This is a genomic window from Acinetobacter sp. ANC 4470 (assembly GCF_002135335.1).
Lineage (GTDB): Bacteria > Pseudomonadota > Gammaproteobacteria > Pseudomonadales > Moraxellaceae > Acinetobacter.
In genome coordinates this window covers 511,052-531,136 of sequence record NZ_NEGC01000001.1, presented here as the reverse complement: position 1 = coordinate 531,136, position 20,085 = coordinate 511,052, and the positions used below count along the sequence as shown (strand labels likewise).

Sequence of the window (20,085 nt, the reverse complement as noted above, 5' to 3'; positions counted from 1 at the left end):
AAGTGAACGATTGAATTGCCCACCTATTTTTAAGCATTAAAAAATAAACCTAAATCAGAAATCTTTTAATTTTATCAGAGGGATTTACGCCTTAAGATTTGATCGAGGTCTTGCGCACATTCTTCTAATGTTAAAGCCATATCAATTTGCATTTGTGGTTTTAGTTCATTAGCCAGTTTTCTCCATTGATCAATCAGTCGAATGGCTTTTTGAATTTTATGTTTGTTGATATCTTTTGCAAGAGTCGGGGTGTAGCCACCACGTTTAGCATTCTTGATTTGTTTGACATAATTATTGCTGGTATTCATATTTACTCCCGAATAGCAGTTTTCTATGTATTCAATGTGCTTCTATGATTCGACTTAAGCCTCTGTCATATAATTGTTATCATGGAAATATTGCAGCTTTATGATATTTTTTTGAGTTTTTATTGTCTCTTGCCATGATTGAGTCAATGCTTGAATTTATTTTAAAAGATGTGGACTGTTATTTTTTAATTTTCGATCAGCCGATCAATCTTTTTAAAATGATGAATGAAGAAAGTATCCGTAAATACTTTCTTCATTTGAGTTAAATCTTAATATTCCCAAAACATGCGCTGAATTTCTTTTGCATCTTTGGTTTTGGTGAGGGCAAGTGCCGCCAGTAGTTTGGCTTTTTGTGGATTTAAATCATGTGCAACGACCCAATTGTATTGATCATCTGGCTGTTCAGCATTTCTTAATACAAAACCTTGCGGCACACGAGATGAGCGAATAATTTGCACACCTTGTTTTTGTAGCTCATTTAAAGTGGGTACAATATTTTTTGCAACAGATCCATTACCCGTACCTGCATGAATAATGGCTTTCGCTCCTGCTTTTGCATATGCCGTATAGGCATCGGGAATCATATTGCCAGAACCATATACAATTTGAACCAAAGGCAAAGCATCGCCCTGAATATTTTCAATATTGAATTCAGAGCTATTATTAAAACGTTTTGCGACATTTCTAAACCAATAAGGTTTACCTTCGACGAGTGTACCCAACGCGCCCCACTGACTAGCAAAGCCATTGGTGTGAATATTAATAGTTTTGGTGACATCTCGTGCTGCAAAAATATCATCATTCATGAGCACAAAAACACCTTTGCCTTTTGCATTGTCGTTGGCTGCTAGAGCAACAGCACTATACAAATTTAAAGGGCCATCAGCAGATAATGCTGAAGGTGGACGCATTGAACCCACGACCACAATAGGTTTGTCGGTATGAACGGTTAAGTTTAAAAAGTAAGCGGTTTCTTCTAAGGTATCTGTACCATGCGTGATCACGACGCCATTTACATCTGGCTTTTTCACCAATTCATTGACTTTTCGTGCAATGGTTAGCAGCTCTTTGTCAGTTATGCTTTCGGATGCAACTTGAAGTGCTTGTACACCAGTGACATTGGCAAGGTTCTGAATTTGAGGAACAGCCTTGAGTAAATCATCAACAGGCACTTTGGCCGCAGTGTACGTTGCACTGTTGGTGGAACTGGCTCCTGCACCTGCAATTGTGCCACCTGTGGCAACCACCACGACATTATTTTTAGCAAAAACTGAAAAGGGTAATAGTAAACCGAGGCTTAAAGTGAGTGCCGTAAGTGTCTTTTTCATCATTTTTCCTTATAAAAAGTTCGGTACAATCCAAGCATTTTTTGTACCACTTATAACGTAATCTAAAGAAACTAGTTTTGCCTATACTAAATTTGAAATATGGATTTCGTAATCAGAAATATAAGACGAATCATTTTTATATTTGCTAAATGAGCGAGGAGGTAAGGATATCGAATGAATTATTTTATTGCGGATAAAACCGTCATGTTGATGGTATGAATGCTAATTTTTGCCAAAGACGTGACATAGATGTATCTAAGAGAGGAGATTAATAAAGGCTAAGGCACCTCTTAATTTTAATGTATATCCTCTTGTGTCATTGAATGCCTTCTTATCTTTAGATGACTTTAAAGGCTTTATCTTTGAATCGGTTAGTATGGGTCTTCCCAAAATATACCCCGATCGCAATATATGGAATATCATTGCTACAGATAACAAAAGGCTTAAACCCTTTGGATTTAAGCCTTTTGTTACTGCTTTGGAGTACAGTTCTTTACAATTTGGCGAGAGAGGGAATCACATTTCTATTTTAAATTATTGAAAACAATATAAAAAAAATGACAAATTTTAGTTTTACCCTCAGTTCACAAAGCTAGTATAAGCTTCATGTTTCGTAGCAAATATACGATTAAGTACAATGTGAACTTTTAATCTTGAAGATCAGGTTCCCATTTTCGATTTCGTATAATGCGTATTATCTAAATTTTCGGAAAACTTAAGTTTCAAAAAAGATTTTAAGCTTTTATGTGTCTAATAAGCATTTAATTCACGAGTATCTACAGATAATTTTACGCTTACGAAATTTATTTTTCAAAAATTTCTTTTAAATCTTTTGGCATACCTTGAGTAGATTTAAAAGCACCATGACTATCTCTCCATACCATTGATGGTGTTGAGAAAAACCCATATTTATCCATTAATCCCTGATTGAAATCAATTTTCTCTGCAATTTCTGTTGGAATCTTTTCTGCCTGTTTTAAGCTTTTTTTACCTTTATTTATATTCATATCTGTGAACACAGCTTCTGGATCTTTTGACATGAGTAAAGACGCAACTTGAGCACGGCTTTCTTCACGTATTACGCCAACTTGAATGTGACGTAGTTGTACTTTGCCAGCGTTGACCCATGGACGCGCTTGTTGCCAAAATTTATGACAGTACGGACAGTTTGGATCTGAAAAGACATACACAATACGTGGCGCATCTTTTTGACCATCTTGAATCCATGTCGATTTTTCTAAGGTTTTCCACACGTCATCTAGTACGGCATCTTTGGCATGTTCATTGATGGCATCAAGGGAGAGATTCGTTGCTTTGGCATTGTATAAGTCACCCACAATGTAATATTGCTCATCATTCGAAATAAATACGGTCGCAGGGTGTTGGTTGTTATGTCCCACCCAACCAGTCAGACCTGTTGGCGCAGGAATTTGTTTAACGAACTGAAACCCTTCTTGCTCAATATGTTTTTTGATATCTGTTTTGGCTGAAACGAAAGTTGCACTGCCTGCAAACACCATGGCAATGAGGATACGTTGTATCAATATATTCATAAAATTCACTATAAAATTACGGTTGTGTTGAGATCTTTTTTAAATATTGCTGCAACATTGCAGGTGTCAGTTCGCCCATATGACGTGCTATCAACTGGCCTTGTGCATTAAAAAATAAAGTGCTTGGTAATCCATGCATATTCATTTTTTGTGGCATTTCGCCAAATGGATCAAGCAGTACATATTTAAAATCAAGGCTATAACGTTTTAAATAGTCGTGTACCACGACCTGATTTTCTCCCTGATTCAGCATGATGAAATTCATCTCAGGGTGTTGATCATGTGCCCGTTGTAAAACAGGCATTTCGCGGTGGCAGGGTGGGCACCAACTTGCCCACATATTGACGATGGTCGGTTGTCCAATAAATTGCTTGAGTGAAATTTTTTCTGATGCTTCACTACTTTGAGTTAAGGAAGAAAAATTTAAATTGGGAAAATGTACTTCCTGTTTCAAACTGGTTTGAATCGCAATACCTATACTCAGTAGCACAGTAAAAATGAAAATAAACATGGCTCTAGATTTTCTAGATAAGCCTTTATTTTTCCAAAAGAACCATGCACTACCTGCGACAGTACCACCTATTAAATGAAAACCCTGATCCTGAATTTTGACGATGTCGATAGGGGAGGCGAAATACACATCCCAATGTAACAGTACGAAGGTGATACGTGCCCCGATTAAGCCAATCCAAAAACTGGTCCATAAAGAATCCCAGAAAACTTGGTTTGCCGGTTGATCCCACCGTTGTTTTTGACCAAGCACCTGACCAATGATTTTCACCATAATCATGGATACTAAAATAATGATCAGTGTCCAAGGCAATATAAATGGCCCAAGGTGTAAGGCTTCAGATGAAATCATTGCTCCTCCTTCATCTGAAGTTGCGCTAATCGTGAGATTAACTGGGTTGCACTAAATGTGCCTGTCAGTCGAAGTTCGCGCTGTTCTTGGTGTGAAGCATCCAACATGATCATGGTTGGGGGGCCAAGAATCTGCCATTCTTTTAACAAATCATTTTGGCTTGGATGGTAATGGGTGATATCAAGTTTAATCCTGACGATATTGCGCAGAGCATCTTGCACATCTTCACGAGGTAAAACTTCATGCTCAATGGGCTGACAGGCCACGCACCAGTCCGCATATACATCAATAATGACGGTTTGGCCAGCAGAGTGATTGAGTGCAGTACTTAGTTCATCCGCAGTGCTCACCCGTTGCCATGCCAAGGTTTGCTCTGCTTGGGTCACACTCATCTGGGTAATGGCTTGGTCGATATGCCAGATACCTCCAGAACCAATGACTAGACCAAGAACAATGATCATTGCTTTGGTGATGATTCGCGTTACATTTGGCAGGATTTTCAGCATGCAGTAGCCTGCAAGGAACAGTAAAGTGATACCGAACAAGCTGAAATACAACATACTTGGAACAAGAGGACGTACAAAATAAATAGCAAGAATCAACATGACAAAGCCAAAGCTAAACTTAAGACGATCCATCCATAAGCCTGGTTTAGGTAAATATTTTGATCCAAATACTGAGGCAATAAATATGGGTAAACCAATCCCTAAACCCAGTACAAATAAGTAGGTGGCTCCCATTAAAGGATGATTCAGCTGTGAAACAAATAATAAGGCTCCAGCAAGTGGCGCACTCATACATGGCCCAACAATTAATGCCGCGATCATGCCCATGAGTAGGGCACCGATTAAGGTGCCTCCTTTTTGTTTTTGTTGCCATTGATCAAGGCGATGTAACACGCCTTGTGGTAAGGACAACTGGAAGGCACCAAATAAATTAAACGCAAATACAATAAAGAGTAGGGCAAAGAAACCAATAAAAATAGGGCTTTGGAACCATCGCTGAAAGTTAGAACCCAGTTGTGAAACAGCTAATCCCATTCCTGCATAGACCATTGCCAAGCCAAAAACAAAAGCTCCTGCAATTAATGCAGCCCGATAACCACGATTACGCTGTACTAAAATACCCGATAAAATAGGAATTAAGGGCAGGGAACAAGGTAAAAATGCCAATAAAATCCCAAGCCCTAAAAATACCAACACGTTCAATATTAAGTTTTGATCGGATAGCAAATTAAAAAAGAATTGGTCATTATTCCACTGTAATTTGATTGAAGTCGTATTCTGCTCAGGCTGTGCCTCAGATGCGGATTGAGCGCTCACTTCATCTGATGATTGCACCATTATTTCATCTTGCGGCAAAGTACTTTGATTGACCTGTATTTGAGCTTCAGACGCTTCTTTGGTGTGATCATCTGCTAAATTTTCTGGTGCTAAAGCCACCTTTTTTTGTTGTGGTGTTTCAGTTTGTTCAGCGAGCGGGATTGGCGCCAAAGTCGAGGTTGCGATCACATTTAATAGTTTTGCTCTTTCGTCGAGTCTCTGTGCAGGCAATAATCCTTCTTCATTGCTTTGAATCGTTGTACGTTGTACGGGATAGCATAAACCGCTGTCTGCACAGCCTTGCCACTGAATATTCAGCTGCTGATTCGGCTGTACAGGAATATGTGTATTGACTTGACCATAATGAACTCGGGTCATCCCAAAGGTTGGGTCATCTTTGTCTTGTGGTGTGGGTAGACTGAGTTTGAGTGCTTTCTGATTGTGGCTCACTTTAATTTGATCATGATAAAGATAATAGCCATCGGCAATTTTCCATGTCAGTTCAGCACCATTTTGACTGGTTGAGACAGCCTGAAACTGAAAGGCTTGATCAGGTGAAAGAAAATCTGCGTGCGCTGTTTTTATCAAAACAGCGAGCGTGATAAAAAATATTTTCAGCAACCTTATCATCATCAATTTCAGTATCGTGTTTCATTTTAGGGACTCTATTATTCAAAAACTAAAATTAAGAGAGCATTAACAGCAACAATCGCTTATAAAATAAATGCACAACTCATAGGAATCCGTATGTTTGTCGTTTTAGTGGAAGATGATCCGTATATTGCACAAAGCATTTGTGCGGCTTTGAATTTTTTAAATATTTCTGTAGAGCATGTCAGTACAGCCAGTGCCGCAGATTATTTTATCCGTCATAGCGCCGTAGATCTGTGCTTACTTGATTTAGGATTGCCCGATCAGGACGGTTTGGACTTACTTAAAAAATGGCGACAAGATCAGATTCATACCCCCGTACTTGTACTGACTGCACGAATACAGACCCAGCAATGTATTGAAGCACTCAACTTAGGTGCAGATGATTATTTGACAAAACCCTTTGAACTGGATGAGCTGATTGCTCGTATTCATGCGCTCACACGTCGTCACCGTGGTTTTTCATCGAATGTTCTGCAGTTTGAAAATTTGAGTTTAAATCGTGACACCCAAGAAGTCTTTTATCAACATCAACCGGTTCAGCTATCAAGGCGTGAATACAGTTTGCTTGAGACGCTGATGAGCCATCCCAATCAAGTTCTGAAAAATGAGCAATTACTCGACAAACTGTATGGGTATCAAGACAGCATCGAAAGTAATGCGTTGAATGTACATATTTATCATTTAAGACAAAAATTACATGCCGATTTTATTCAGACCATTCGTGGAATTGGTTATATGTTTAAAGTGCCCGAGTCAGAATAGATGCGAAGTTATAGTTTGAAATGGCGTTTGGTCACCAGTTTATTGCTGGTCTTTCTTTGTCTATGGAGTATTGTATTTGTTTGGTTGTATGTTGACCTGCAAAAACGCTTACAAGATACGCTCGATCAACGACTTTTGGCTTCGGCACAGATGGTTGCACGTTTAATTCAGCAGCTCCCGATGCAAGCGCTGCATAACGAACTGAATCAACACCCCAATAAGCCAGCCGATGCTGAAAATCTCATTGCCTGTGAAATTTCTTTATTCAGCTCAGATATTTCTATTGGTCAGCATGTGGTCGCAAAAACGCGCGGTGCACCGCTGAACTTAAGTCAGCAACAGCTTGGGTTTAGCACTTGGCAACAAGGTGGGGTGGAGTGGCGTAGTTATGTGCTACGTAAAAATGATATTCAGGTCGTGGCTGCGGAACGGATGTTCTTACGCGATTCACTATTACAGCAGATTTTGCAATCTATGCTGATTCCACTGATTTTCTCATTGCTTATTTGTATGGCATTGATTCTTTTAATTGTACGTAAAGAATTTAAAAGTCTTGATATTCTTGCGCAACATTTGAGTCGTAAAGATTTATCACTTGGTGAAGCAACGACATATTTAAGTAATCTTGACCCTAAAAATATTCCGCAAGAGGTACAACCTTTTGTTGATAATTCAACACAGTTGATTCAAAAATTACATCATAGTTTAGAAAATGAGAAAGTCTTTACCGCATACGCCGCGCATGAATTACGTAGCCCTTTAACCGCGATTAAAACCCATGTGCAACTTGCGCAACTCATTGCACAGCAACAACATACTCCACAAAATTTACAGGATAGTCTTCAACAAGCCAATATCAGCATTCGCAGATATGCACAATTATTAGAACAACTTTTAGCACTGACAGCGGTAGATCAAGAGGTCACACAGAAGTTAGAAGCCACAGATATGACATCTGTACTGCAACACGTTATTGCAGATTTAAGGCCCACGTATCCTGAGCTTGATCACAGTTTAGAGATCGATTGGACAAGCTTAACAACGATTGATCTTCCGTATTTTGCGCTTTATACCGTGCTCAAAAACCTTATTGAGAATGCAGTTTTACATGCACAGGCAAATGTCATTTCTGTCAGTATGCAGGACAATTCACTTTTTATTCGGGACAATGGGAACACTTTAAGTGAACATGAAGTGAAAAACTTGGGGCAACGTTTTTGGCGAAAATCTGCACAACAATCAGGGCATGGGTTGGGGCTATCTTTAGTTAAAATGATTCTGAGCAAATATGGCTATAGCCTTGAGTTTCAAGTATCTCAACCTCATGGTTTAACTGTTAAATTGAGTCCGCACATTCGTGCATAATTTACCAACGAAATAAGTTGATCAAAAGAAGCTTTCTGTCTCATATGTTCAATAAATACATAAAAAGCCTAAACCCTTTAGATTTAAGATTTTAAAGACATCATAAGATATTATTAGAATAGAAAATGGCGAGAGAGGGAATAAACTAATAGATATAAGTAATTGATATTTATTATTAATATATTTTTATGAAATCTCTTATACCCCCATTTATACCCCCAAGTGAATTTGGGTACTACGTTACTCATTGAAGTATTGTGGCTATTTTAGCATAAAAGCTTAATGTATGATCTTTTGATTGTTTTTACAGAGATTTGGCATGTTTGAGCTCATTGATAATTTAAAGGCCAAATTAGATCAATATCGACCATTTCCATCTTCAATAACGAGGAATTTGCAAGAAGATCTTATTCTACGTTGGACATATCACTCTAATGCCATTGAAAGCAACTCCTTAACGTTGTTAGAAACCAAAGTCGTGTTAGAGGGAATTACTGTCGCTGGAAAGACTTTGAATGAACATTTTGAAGCGATCAATCATCGTGATGCAATTTTGTATGTTGAAGACATAATCAAAAAAGATGAGCCCTTTTCAGAATGGCAAATTCGTAATATTCATCAATTGATTTTAAAAAATATTGATGATGAAAATGCGGGGCGATATCGTCAGCAGAATGTATTGATTTCAGGTGCTGCGACTAATCCACCAGACTATACGTTGCTAAACGACAAAATGGCTCAGTTTATAGATTGGTATAACACTGATGCCCATAAACTACATCCACTTGAACGAGCTGCCAAGGTTCATGCTGATTTTGTAGGCATTCATCCCTTTATTGATGGAAATGGTCGTACATCACGGTTGTTGATGAATCTTGAGTTGCTTAAATCAGGTTACCCACCTAGCGTGATTACTGTGGATAATCGACTAGCCTACTATGAGGCTCTTGATCAATGGATGGCCTATGGTAATACCGAGTCATTTATGAATTTAGTTGCTACTGTTGTGCTAGATGGATTTAAGCCTTATCAGGTGGTTTTAGGGCTTTAATAGTGGTTGAAAATAGATATGGCTTGATATCAGCTTAACTTAGTTAGCAGGCTATTTCTTGCTGTTAACTTTACGTGAACAACCCAAATATTTTTCCTCTAAGTTATTCAGCATATCAACCCAAAATAATAAAAAAGATGCTTAGGAAAAAACCTGCATTTCTAAAAAATCATTAAAACTCCACTAAAGCCTTGATCAATTTTCCCGTCTATTGAACCCAATTACTGACATCGTATGTATGAAAATTGCGCATTCATGTGCAATTTTTTATATGATTTTTATAAAAATAGTGAGTGATAAATTAATTAAAAATAGATGATTTTATATTGTATTTAAGATGATTTATTTAAAAATTTATGTGATTAATAAGGATTTAATAACTTTTAAATCCGGTATTATGTGTTGATATAGCTAGTTATCAGTTGATTTTAGTATGATTTTACCAATAAAAATTTTAAAAGATGATTTTTTTAGATTGTTAAAGCATAGACGTTCCAACGTCATACTCAACACGTTATAAAGAAGGCTTTGGTGAAAAATTAATTTTTAAAGAAACTATCGATGCTTTGAAGCAGCTAGATAGTTTTGCGCAAGAAATCAGAGAGGATATCTGGAATGCGGATTCGCTTACTTTTAAATTCAGACATCAAGAGGATCAACAGCAGCTTGCTGAGTTTTGTGATTCGTTCAATCAATTACGTTTGAAAAAAGATTTATTTCCACACCCTGAAATTTTTAATCATCTTTTTTTTAAAAGTGTTTATGAAGGATATGTACAGTTTGATAAAAGTGTTAAATATAGCCTAAAGCAAAAATACGCTATTGATTCATACCAGCTAGTACCAGAAGATATGCAATTCGAATATGCCAAAGATGCATTTATTCTCGATGACCATTCCCAATTGGTACCATGGACAAGTAAAACGTTTCCTTATCAGCATATATCTCAACTGATCACCTATGTTAGAGACCAAATTGAGCGTGGTATTGATGAAGATCGTAAGCAAGAAAAATATGCATTAGATAAATTGAGCCAACAGGCTGAAGATTTTAATGGTTTATTAAGAACACATTCATCAGTTTATGTGCTCGCAATTGATATTCGCATTCAAGGCTTTTTTAAACCACAATCAAACTTACTGACTCAAGTAGGAGATATGCATTACAACAATTTATATAACATCAAGTTTCTTCTGGCTGGGTTTTTTCAGCTCCTTAGTGGATTAACTAAAGTTGAAACAAATGGCACTAAAGATGATTTAAATTTACATTGCATTTTGATGTTAAAACATTCCAAAGAGTTTTCTGAAAATGGCTCAATAGAAATGTTACAGCAAAAAATTCAGCACTTAATGGGTAATTTATATCATGTTGAGATTCGGAATTGGAATGAACTCATCAGAAGGAATTATTCAAAAACTGCTGTCGGTCTAATCAAGATTTCACAACAAAAAAATATTGAAGCATTTAAGTATTGGGTTTTAAGTTTTTTTTTCACGCTTGACTTGTACATTCAGCCTAAATTACCAAATCATTTAAAAAATACCTTAGCAATTAACGAAAAGTTAAGTGCATACATAGGCTTGGCTGGAGTAGATCAGCGTGAGGTTCTGAATGAGTACAATGATAGTATAAAGGACTCTCTCAAGGAAATAGAAAAAGCCAAAAGCACTTTAGATCAACTTTTTCAGCCATTTTTGTCTGAAAAAGAGCGAAAATCTGTTTGGAGTACACGCAGTCTTTCTCAAACCAGCCAAGCTTATATTGAAGCAGTCATGCATTCCTATCGTGAGATTGAGTCTGATCCTAAAAAAGTTCAAACTATGATGCAGATTGAGATTTTTATTGAAACACTTGTGACAACCCAACTAATGGCATTTGAACTCAGTGTATCCAGTGATACAGATCAGCTGACACGGCAGGTTTTGCGTGGAGCGATTACTCGGCTTGGTCAACAATTTATTATGTTAGGTGAAAATCAAGTAGAGACTGACGATATAAAAACAATACAAAGTTTTCGATTACACGAAAATGACCTTTTTGAAAAAAGCAGGGATTTACTAAAACAACTAACAAGTTTGCAGGTTTCTACAGAATCCATTAATCATATTAATTTATATATTCTGGCCTTGCGTAATATATTCACTAAATCTTTTTTTGGCTCTAACGACAAATCAATTAAAGAGATTAGAATAGATGCTTATAAAAAATATAACGACCACCTAGAAGCAGCCACCACGTTGTTTCCACATTTGATGAAAAAAGACGGTTTAATTCTTAGAGTTGTAATTGAATTGATTCCTGAGTCTGAACCTATACCTCAGGGAAAATTAGCAGTTTTATGGAGCAAATTTTTACACCAAGCACAAACGGCTAAACCTTTATCGTGGAAGACTGGTTACTTTGGGTTATGGCGTAAAAATGAAGAACAGCATTTTTACGCTGATGTGTTTATTGTACTTGATGAACGTGCATTTGCCGACCCAACCTCAATAATTCAAGCATTAAATATGAAGTGGGTTAAGTTTGTAAAAGACAAAGCACAGTCAATTTTAGAGATGGATGAAAAGCCCAATTTCAAAAGCTGTAAAATACAAGGTGAATCAATAATGCGGACCAATGAAGAATATTCACTAAATCGTTTGCTGATTGAATCAACCAATGAGCAAAGGAAATCGGATTTTTTACAAAAAATTATTCCAACTTTCTTAAGTCATAGTATTTTTATGAAAAGTTCTATAAAAGCGCAGAGATCTAGACAAGCAAAATCAGACTCTGAGTTTTTGATTAAAAGCAGTAGTGTTGTTGCAGAGAGAAAGAATGCTTCTATCCAAAAGTCTAGCAATAAGAAAATTTCAAAAGCGTCTGTCGATAATCCAGAAAATACTGGTGATATGTAACTTAACTTTAGCTTACTCTGTTATCTTAAATTTGATGTGGTGTAAGGAATTTTAATAGTTTCTGGTTTTCGTAAACTACGATGCTTTACTACAGGAACCGTAGTGGGTTTTTAATATAATGAATATATATCTAATTAGTATTGAATATCTATATCTTATTAATATTCTATTAATCTCAATTGATTACATACTATGAGTTCTTAGGTAAAAGATAACTTAATGCCTAGTGATATGAGTTCAACAATCACTAGGATATTTATATGTGCTTAATACCATCAAGCTTGAATGAGTCACAAGTACTGATTGCGATAGATCAATTTATACAGTCAATCTACGTTAAAAAATTTAACCCACAGCAGTTTAGGTCTGAATTAAAAGAACTCATACCTTTGTTTAAAACCATATATCAAGCTCATTTAAAGTACAGTGAGAGTATTGATCTATTTCGAAGAATAGTACGTGCATTTGATGAGTTGTTATGCTTACCATCAATAAGCAGTATTGAGGATTTAAAAGAATTTCAATTGCATTATCTCAATACTATTGCTCTAGCAGTTTATCGTGATGTTCGAGATGAATTAAGCTTATTTAAGCGTCAAGAAAATAAAAATAAAAATGGTTTAGAAGAATACATAAAACAACTGACACAGCATTATTCAAAACTGCTGTTTATACGGGTAGATTTAAGCATTGCATTAGAGTATCAGCATGAGGTTGGTATTGAACAATTTAATCAGTACCTGCGTACCTTTTTTAATCGAGTACAGAATCAAGATACCTGTTTCAAAGACCTACAGGGGTATGTATGGGCTATTGAACAAGGTGAAAGGAAAGGCTATCACTGTCACGTATTACTGATCTACGATGGACATAAGCATCAAAAAGATTTCGGTATGGCCATACAGGTTGGACAATGTTGGACTAATATCACAAAGAATAAAGGTTATGTCTTTACCTCTAACTCTCCTGATTACAAAGAACGCTTTAATCAAAAAGGCAGTTTAGGCATCGGTATGATCCATCGTAACAAGCCTGAACAAGTACAGAATGCAATCAATGCTGCCATGTATTTGGTTAATCCTGAAAAAGACCATCAGCATCTTCGGGTTAAAGTGCAGGGGATGCGAAGCTTTGGTAAAGGTCAGTACGTTATTGATACACGACGGGGTTGTAATGTATCTGTCTTACCCGAATTTAAAGGCTTCAAACTGTGTGAAGATTACTACTCCTAATGTAAAGTGGATGTGTAATGTATTACAGCATTACACATCTTATGTAGAAATTAACCAATCCGATAAGCATATGTGCCATGGGTTGTGCTGATACTGACTTCACGGATGTGTTCGACTTTACAGCGTGGGTACGCCAAAGCCACTGAACCATAGCGCATATTTTTAAAATGATACATGCTCGTTATAGCACAGTTACCCCGATTGACTTGAATGCCTGTAATCGTGGTGGGTTGATCATTGAGTGAAACAACATCGATCTTGTCTGAATAACCGGTCATTGAACCTTGAGATTCAGCACGATAGACTCGGATGTCAAACTGTTCATCTGGTTGTGCTTCAACTTCAGCCTGTACGTTAGTTTCAGCATCTGATCCATCTTCAGGCAAACTGCCTGTTTCTTCATAGTGTTTCAATTCAGCTTCTGATAAAACGGGGATTTCATCATTGGCTGTAGATTCACTTAAATCGGTTTGCATGAACTTTTGGGTTGCTGGATCAAGTTCAGTTGAGCTGTCTTTTGCTGGGCTTTTAGCCGTATCTTGTGATGGACTGCACGCACTGAGCATGAGCATCGACAGAGCAAACGGCAGCATACGTTTTATGTTAGACATGTTGTTTTCTCAAAATATGTTCCGCTGTCCCAGTGCATCTTTTAGGGTGACAATTATTTGCGCTGATTCAATTCATCGTGCAGACACACTGGAACAGAGGGCGTGATTTATTTACATGCACCTTTTTTCACGGCTTGCACCATGCGCGGTTCATTCGGATAGCTATCGAGCACTAAGCAAATTTTCTGCTTGGATTTCGCCGAGTGTTGAATCAGGGCTTCACCTTGGATTGGGCTAGTGCCACCTGCGTTATAGACCATATAGCGCTTGCCTGAGACCGCTTTAAAGGTGAATGCATCACCTGACTCACCATAGCCTTCAATTTTCTTTACAGTGACGCTAACTTGATTGCTTTTCGCCATCGCACTGACGCTAATCCCTGTAAGCGCCGTAGTGAGCAAAAGTGCTTGGGTAATTTTCTTCATGTTTGTTTTTTGGATGCTGTTCATGGCGATGTCCTTATTTTTGATGTTCTAAATACTGTAAAACTGCTAAGCCTTTGACAAAGACCAGACGATCAGCATCATTGCGTGCATTTTCGTTAAAAGTCACATCACCTGCATCCAAGATTTCTGAAGCATGTTTTTTATACGGCGGTGAAAAGCCTCGATTTAAGCCATAACCATCATTTTCAGCAATAAAGCTTCTGAGGTTATAGCCACTTAATTTGTAGTTTTTCGGGATGATCTGCCATTCTTTAGATAAGCCATAAAAAGCATTACAGTACTGATCCCCCTGACAGCGCGTGACTTTCACTGCACTGGCTGGATTGTTATAGATTTTGCTGGCAGTGCGAATATCAGCATAGCTGCTGGTCGCCCCAAGCAGACAGGCGGTGATGGCACTGCATTGTAAAAATACGTTGATTCTATTATTCATAAGTTAAGTTCCAGATTGTTATTGTTGGATGTTTTATGCATGAGACTCAAAGTGAGATATCAATTAAACATTGAGATCGGCCAAACCACTGCTTTACCTAAGTTATAAGCGTAGCTTCGATCTGCCGTAGCACTGCAACCTTTTAAGTAGGCTGAAAACAGCAGGGCAATCACGATATAAACCCCAATCAGATAATGTTTGATTTGCATGGTCGTTCCCCCCTAACGAGATTGGCAGTATTGAGCAGCACGCACCATTTGTTCACCGAAATCAGTCGGTAGATCAAGATGGCTGACATTTTGCTCACTGAGTTTTTGCATGACGGTTGGTGAATAATGCGCTTCTAATTGGTCATAGACACAGGAACAGGTTGAGCGATCTGTTCCACCCGATTGGCATCCTGCATTAAATTCACGTTTAGATTTACTTTCACAACCCGTTAAGGCAACAGCAGTCAGTAGCGCAATACCCAGCAAGGGCAGGCGATAAAAAAGAGACATCATAATTCTCGTCCTAAACAGAGGATGATCGACGTCTGATTTCAATGGTGTAGATGGTATGAAATGGTTTTACGAGTGCGGTGGTTTATTCCAACCTGCCAGTGCAACCAAGAGCCAGAACAGCAGCATCATCAACAAAAAGCCAATGACAGCAGGGCCAAGCCAGACCAATACCCCAATGATTAAAATCAGGCGAGCAATGATCTGCATTACCGAAACAAAGCGGATGGATCGTATTGTTTGGGCAGACGAGAGGGGATGGGGATACAACAAACAGCGGATAAGAAAACAGTCATGATTGACTCCTTGGAATTATAAGAAGTTCTACCGAATCACTGTCAATTGATTATGGTGGCAGAACGAGAAGGGGTTGACAGACTGGGATCCAAGGAACCAGCACGCATAAAGCGTCCCCCTCCCGTCCTACCATAGAAAAAAAGGGGGACACGAGGGTTCCACGACATATAAAAGGAACTTTATATATCGTGCTGGATCAACGGTCTGTCAAAACCGACTGGCAATGTAGGCCAGCAAGCTCATCATAATGCCAAGCCTTGTTGGGGTCAATTTCATTTATTGATGGTTGTGCTACAACGACCTAAAAAATAAGCAAAACAGGATTGTAAATAATTTCAGATACATAACACCTGAATGAAGCAGATGCTCAGGTTTCACCAATTCAATGGTAAATATCGAGCGAATGCATAGGCACATTTTTTCAGGAGTTTTTTATGCCCTATCTCGATTTTGATCAAGAAGAAGAGTCGTATCCACAGCGTGAAGCCTTAAGGCCGATTGTACAGGGCTTAGGCTTAACCAATTCACCTACCACATTGGCGGTACTGGGCATTGCCTTAGCCAAGTCACTGGGTTACTCGTCTTTTATTGGCGGGATTGCAGGCGCCATTCTCGGTGGGGTGATTCTAGTGATTGCAGATCAAACCCAGTCTTCACAGCGACCGCCATTTCGTAAATAGAGCTTCATTCAACTTTTATATTAAAGTGCTGCATATTTTGCAGTGACGGATATTTCAATTTATTCATTATTAAAAATAAGGACTTATTTTATGGCACATCAACTTGAACAAATGGCCTATGTCGGACAAACCCCTTGGCATGGTCTCGGTAATCAACTCACCCATCATCAACCGATTGACGTTTGGGCACAGCAGGCAGGCATGGACTGGCGTATTGAATCCTCCGATGTCAGTTACATGGCACAAAACCAACGGGGTCAAAACATCATTATGCCGTTTGAAGAACAGCGGGTGTTGTACCGTTCGGACACGCATGCACCTTTATCGGTGGTCAGTCAGCGTTATCAAGAAGTGCAACCTAAAGAAATCCTACATTTCTATAAAGACCTGACCGAACAAGCAGGCTTTGAATTGGAAACCGCAGGGGTGCTGAAAGGCGGGAAGAAGTTCTGGGCCTTGGCACGTACAGGACAAAGCACAGCGTTAAAAGGCAAAGATGTCAGTAATGGTTATATTTTACTGGCTACAGCCTGTGATGGAACGCTTGCCACCACGGCGCAATTCACCAGTATTCGTGTGGTCTGTAACAACACCTTAGCGATTGCCTTACGTGGGCAGGCATCAAGTGTAGGTGTGGTCAAAGTCCCGCACAGCACCAAGTTCGATGCCGACAAGGTGAAACAACAATTGGGGATTTCGGTGCGTGCATGGGAGGAGCATATGTATGAAATGAAACAACTCAGTCAGCGCAAAGTCACCCAGACCGAAGCTGCTGCTTATTTCGATGCGGTGTTTAATAACACCAGCTTAAGCAATACAGAACAGGATGACAGCATTATTCAGTTCTATCGCAATGTGGCGACACAAGCACAGAACAATAGTGCTAAAACAGAACCCAATGGTCGATCAATGTCGAAAGTCATGCGCATGTTCAATGGTCATGGACGGGGCGCAGAGCTATCCTCAGCCAAGGAAACGGCTTATGGCTTACTCTGTTCCATGACTGAGTTTATTGACCATGAGCGTCGGGCAATGAGTCGAGATCATCGTTTGGATTCAGCATGGTTTGGTGCAGGGGCTGGTTTAAAGCAACGCAGTTTAGAACAGGCGTTACGCATGTTGACTTAAATGCATCGGGCGAATACTCAAGCTTAGCCTAAGCAGACGGATATCGCTCAAGCTTACTCTCCTTATTGATCCCTCTATCTCATTATCTTAACTTAATAAATAAAGGCATAGCCACATCTTCGGATGTGGTTTTTTTATGCCCCAATTTAACATCTATAGGAATTTAATATGAATATCGCCCTGACCACCGCAACAACATTACCTACAGCAAACATTAACTCACCAGCCACAGCTTTTATTGCACCCAAACTATTTACGGCCAAACGCTTTGTCGATACCCGAAACTTAAGTCAAGCCGAATGGTTAGAAGTGCGTCGCCAAGGCATTGGCAGCAGTGATTGTGCCGCAGCCTGTGGTCTGAATCCGTATATGTCGATGTTAGAACTGTGGATGATTAAAACAGGCCGAGTGAAACAATCGATTGAAGATGAAAGTGAAGGGCATGCGCCTTTGTATTGGGGGAAACGCTTAGAACCGTTGGTGGCGGAATACTATAGCATGCACACCAATTATAAAGTGAGACGGGTGAATGCGGTGTTACAACACCGTGATCCAGACAAGCATTTCATGCTTGCCAACTTGGATTATTCCGTGGTGGGTGATGCGGATGTGCAAATTCTAGAATGTAAAACTGCGGGAGAATATGGGGCGAAACTGTGGCGCGATGGTGTGCCTTTATACGTGCTCTGCCAAGTCCAGCATCAACTCGCGGTGACAGGTAAAAAAGCAGCCCATATCTGTGTCTTACTCTGTGGGCATGAAACGCGGATCTTCAAAGTTACTCGCAGTGAAAGTGTTATCCAGCACATCATCAATGCCGAACGTCACTTCTGGGACTGTGTCGAAAAAGACACGCCACCTGATGCAGACGCCAGCGCATCAGCAGCCAAAGCCTTACAACAACTGTATCCCGAGCACGTGCCCCTCAGTACCACAGACTTATCTAAAGATGAAACAGCCAATCAACAGTTTGAGCAACTCATTCAAGCGCGTAATCAGATCGAAAAGCATCAACAGCAATTCGATCAACTCAAGCACCAATTGCAAGCCCACATGCAGGAAGCAGAACGAGCGACCTTTAAGACAGGTTCAGTGACATGGAAAAAGGCCAAAGATTCGATCAGCCTCGACAGCAAAGCCTTACTTAAACTGCATCCTGAAATGTTGAATCAATTTCCACAAAGCAAGCAGGGCACACGGCGTTTTAACATCTACAGCCATGATGACGAATAAACAAAATTTCATCTTAACCATAATCCAATCCAGTGCATATCTGCAAAAAATCGCAAAACAGCCCCCGTTCCCTGTAAGCACCGAAGTACCTACAGAGAACTAAATGGACTGAATTGCGAAGAAATAAATGATTTCTACATATCAACCAGACAAACGTAAAAAATAACTGAATGAGGAAAATAATATGATTAAAGGTTTAGCAATTACACCGCCAATATTGGGCAGAATCAGCATTGGCAAAATGGTTGAAAAGAACAGTAAACGCCTGCCTGAAAAAGATGACCAATTTACGATTACCAGTCAAATCCAGAATAAAGATGGCTGGGTCAAACATCCCTTAGATGAGCAGCTTCGAGCCAACGCACCGAATCAGAAACTGAGAACTATTCCAGTACGCATGATCTTCAATGATCCCGAACTCAATCTACGCGCGGAGTACAGTTTATTTGACCGCCAAACGGGTAGACCTGTTTGTGTGGGGGATGGTGAAACTTGCCAGCGACTGACTCAACAGGGCATTGAACAACATCCATGCCCATCACCTGACTTATGCCAACTCGCACAGGGCGGTAACTGCAAACCCTATGGACGTCTGCACGTGAACTTAGATGAATCGGATGAACTGGGCACATTCATTTTTAGAACCACGGGCTTTAATAGTATTCGGACTTTGGCTGCGAGACTCAGCTATTACCATGCAGCATCGGGTGGTTTACTTTCATGTTTGCCTTTACAGCTGACACTCAGGGGGAAAAGTACAACACAAAGTTATCGTCAGCCGGTGTATTACGTCGATCTCACTTTGCGCGAGGGTGTTAGTTTGAATGATGCCATTGTTCAAGCCAAGCAGATTGATGAACAGAGTAAGGCAGCTGGCTTTTATCAAGAAGCATTAGATCATGTGGCAAGGCAGGGTTATGGCAATGCGAGGTTTGAGGTGAATGCAGAAGAGGGGTTGGATGCGGTTGAGGAGTTTTATGTAGATGCAGGTGAAAAACTTGAACAGGGGCAAGATCTTACACATGTGCAGGATATTCAGAAAGGCTTACAGCAGTCTGTCAGGGTCGTGAATTAAGACTTGGACAGAAGGCGAAAGTTATTATTTACGAATAGCTCAATCATTTGAGCGAATTGCCGCTCGCATTAAAGATCAGGAGTAAGAATTATGAATGCGATCACAGGCCAGACATTTCAGATGAATCAAATTATTAATATTAAAGATGTAATTCAATTTACCAGCATTAGTCGTGCGAAAATTTACGAGATGATAAATATGAACTCAAAGTACTATGATCCCAATTTTCCAAAACCAGTACGATTAAGTGAATCACGTATTGGTTGGGTGGCTTTAGAAGTTCATCAGTGGCTTGAAGGCAAGATACGAAGTCGATAAGTGTGGGAGCGAAAGCTCCCTTATTTT

At 39.2% G+C, this 20,085-nt stretch carries 21 protein-coding genes; 10 read left to right on the top strand and 11 right to left on the bottom strand.

Going from position 1 to position 20,085, the window contains the following annotated elements; translation table 11 throughout:
* Positions 1 to 74: 74 nt before the first annotated feature.
* The 5 genes from B9T25_RS02470 to dsbD all read right to left on the bottom strand — a co-directional run bounded on the left by B9T25_RS02470 (position 75) and on the right by dsbD (position 6,003).
* A complete protein-coding gene (locus B9T25_RS02470; protein WP_086186881.1) occupies positions 75 to 308 on the bottom strand; it encodes a hypothetical protein in 234 nt (77 codons plus the stop codon).
* A gap of 269 nt (positions 309 to 577) precedes the next feature.
* Positions 578 to 1,636 (bottom strand): asparaginase, encoded by a 1,059-nt coding sequence (locus B9T25_RS02465; RefSeq protein WP_416202344.1) that lies wholly within the window; start codon positions 1,634 to 1,636, stop codon positions 578 to 580.
* Positions 1,637 to 2,439: 803 nt separating this feature from the next.
* On the bottom strand, positions 2,440 to 3,189 hold the full coding sequence (gene dsbG, locus B9T25_RS02460; RefSeq protein ID WP_086186879.1) for a thiol:disulfide interchange protein DsbG: 750 nt from the start codon (positions 3,187 to 3,189) through the stop codon (positions 2,440 to 2,442).
* Between the two features lie 16 nt (positions 3,190 to 3,205).
* Positions 3,206 to 4,051 carry a TlpA disulfide reductase family protein gene (locus B9T25_RS02455; protein ID WP_086186878.1) on the bottom strand — a complete coding sequence of 282 codons (846 nt, stop codon included), beginning with the start codon at positions 4,049 to 4,051 and terminating at the stop codon, positions 3,206 to 3,208.
* Positions 4,048 to 6,003, bottom strand: coding sequence for a protein-disulfide reductase DsbD (gene dsbD, locus B9T25_RS02450; RefSeq protein WP_086187035.1), 1,956 nt, complete (start codon positions 6,001 to 6,003; stop codon positions 4,048 to 4,050). Before dsbD ends, B9T25_RS02455 begins: the two co-directional genes overlap by 4 nt.
* A gap of 117 nt (positions 6,004 to 6,120) precedes the next feature.
* Between dsbD and B9T25_RS02445 the strand changes: the two genes are divergently transcribed.
* From B9T25_RS02445 to B9T25_RS02425, 5 genes are all read left to right on the top strand, one after another.
* The gene (locus tag B9T25_RS02445) at positions 6,121 to 6,789 is read left to right on the top strand and encodes a response regulator transcription factor (protein WP_086186877.1); all 669 of its coding nucleotides are present in this window, start codon (positions 6,121 to 6,123) and stop codon (positions 6,787 to 6,789) included.
* Positions 6,790 to 8,154, top strand: coding sequence for an ATP-binding protein (locus tag B9T25_RS02440; protein WP_086186876.1), 1,365 nt, complete (start codon positions 6,790 to 6,792; stop codon positions 8,152 to 8,154).
* A gap of 319 nt (positions 8,155 to 8,473) precedes the next feature.
* The gene (locus B9T25_RS02435) at positions 8,474 to 9,205 is read left to right on the top strand and encodes a Fic family protein (RefSeq protein WP_086186875.1); all 732 of its coding nucleotides are present in this window, start codon (positions 8,474 to 8,476) and stop codon (positions 9,203 to 9,205) included.
* A gap of 566 nt (positions 9,206 to 9,771) precedes the next feature.
* Positions 9,772 to 12,105 carry a hypothetical protein gene (locus B9T25_RS02430; RefSeq protein ID WP_228146843.1) on the top strand — a complete coding sequence of 778 codons (2,334 nt, stop codon included), beginning with the start codon at positions 9,772 to 9,774 and terminating at the stop codon, positions 12,103 to 12,105.
* A gap of 260 nt (positions 12,106 to 12,365) precedes the next feature.
* Positions 12,366 to 13,337: a YagK/YfjJ domain-containing protein gene (locus B9T25_RS02425; RefSeq protein ID WP_086186874.1), complete on the top strand. Its 972-nt coding sequence runs from the start codon at positions 12,366 to 12,368 to the stop codon at positions 13,335 to 13,337.
* Positions 13,338 to 13,387: 50 nt separating this feature from the next.
* Here B9T25_RS02425 and B9T25_RS02420 read toward each other — a convergent pair whose 3' ends face one another.
* The 6 genes from B9T25_RS02420 to B9T25_RS14515 form a co-directional block, all read right to left on the bottom strand.
* Positions 13,388 to 13,948: a hypothetical protein gene (locus B9T25_RS02420; RefSeq protein ID WP_171262699.1), complete on the bottom strand. Its 561-nt coding sequence runs from the start codon at positions 13,946 to 13,948 to the stop codon at positions 13,388 to 13,390.
* Between the two features lie 107 nt (positions 13,949 to 14,055).
* Positions 14,056 to 14,397 (bottom strand): hypothetical protein, encoded by a 342-nt coding sequence (locus B9T25_RS02415; RefSeq protein WP_228146842.1) that lies wholly within the window; start codon positions 14,395 to 14,397, stop codon positions 14,056 to 14,058.
* Between the two features lie 10 nt (positions 14,398 to 14,407).
* Positions 14,408 to 14,827, bottom strand: coding sequence for a hypothetical protein (locus tag B9T25_RS02410; protein ID WP_086186873.1), 420 nt, complete (start codon positions 14,825 to 14,827; stop codon positions 14,408 to 14,410).
* Positions 14,828 to 14,886: 59 nt separating this feature from the next.
* Positions 14,887 to 15,036 (bottom strand): hypothetical protein, encoded by a 150-nt coding sequence (locus B9T25_RS14520; protein ID WP_171262698.1) that lies wholly within the window; start codon positions 15,034 to 15,036, stop codon positions 14,887 to 14,889.
* A gap of 12 nt (positions 15,037 to 15,048) precedes the next feature.
* The gene (locus B9T25_RS02405) at positions 15,049 to 15,327 is read right to left on the bottom strand and encodes a hypothetical protein (protein ID WP_086187032.1); all 279 of its coding nucleotides are present in this window, start codon (positions 15,325 to 15,327) and stop codon (positions 15,049 to 15,051) included.
* Positions 15,328 to 15,396: 69 nt separating this feature from the next.
* Positions 15,397 to 15,537, bottom strand: a complete 141-nt coding sequence (locus tag B9T25_RS14515; protein ID WP_171262697.1) for a hypothetical protein — start codon at positions 15,535 to 15,537, stop codon at positions 15,397 to 15,399.
* Between the two features lie 521 nt (positions 15,538 to 16,058).
* On the opposite strand from B9T25_RS14515, the gene B9T25_RS02395 reads away from it, so the two are divergent.
* The 5 genes from B9T25_RS02395 to B9T25_RS02375 all read left to right on the top strand — a co-directional run bounded on the left by B9T25_RS02395 (position 16,059) and on the right by B9T25_RS02375 (position 20,058).
* Positions 16,059 to 16,304: a hypothetical protein gene (locus tag B9T25_RS02395; protein WP_086186872.1), complete on the top strand. Its 246-nt coding sequence runs from the start codon at positions 16,059 to 16,061 to the stop codon at positions 16,302 to 16,304.
* A gap of 90 nt (positions 16,305 to 16,394) precedes the next feature.
* Complete coding sequence (locus tag B9T25_RS02390) at positions 16,395 to 17,432, top strand: DUF932 domain-containing protein (RefSeq protein ID WP_086186871.1); 1,038 nt, start codon at positions 16,395 to 16,397, stop codon at positions 17,430 to 17,432.
* A gap of 168 nt (positions 17,433 to 17,600) precedes the next feature.
* Complete coding sequence (locus tag B9T25_RS02385) at positions 17,601 to 18,665, top strand: YqaJ viral recombinase family protein (protein ID WP_143222452.1); 1,065 nt, start codon at positions 17,601 to 17,603, stop codon at positions 18,663 to 18,665.
* Between the two features lie 184 nt (positions 18,666 to 18,849).
* Positions 18,850 to 19,740 (top strand): hydrolase or metal-binding protein, encoded by an 891-nt coding sequence (locus B9T25_RS02380; RefSeq protein ID WP_086186870.1) that lies wholly within the window; start codon positions 18,850 to 18,852, stop codon positions 19,738 to 19,740.
* Positions 19,741 to 19,830: 90 nt separating this feature from the next.
* Positions 19,831 to 20,058: a helix-turn-helix transcriptional regulator gene (locus B9T25_RS02375; protein ID WP_086186869.1), complete on the top strand. Its 228-nt coding sequence runs from the start codon at positions 19,831 to 19,833 to the stop codon at positions 20,056 to 20,058.
* The last annotated feature ends 27 nt before the right edge of the window (positions 20,059 to 20,085 follow it).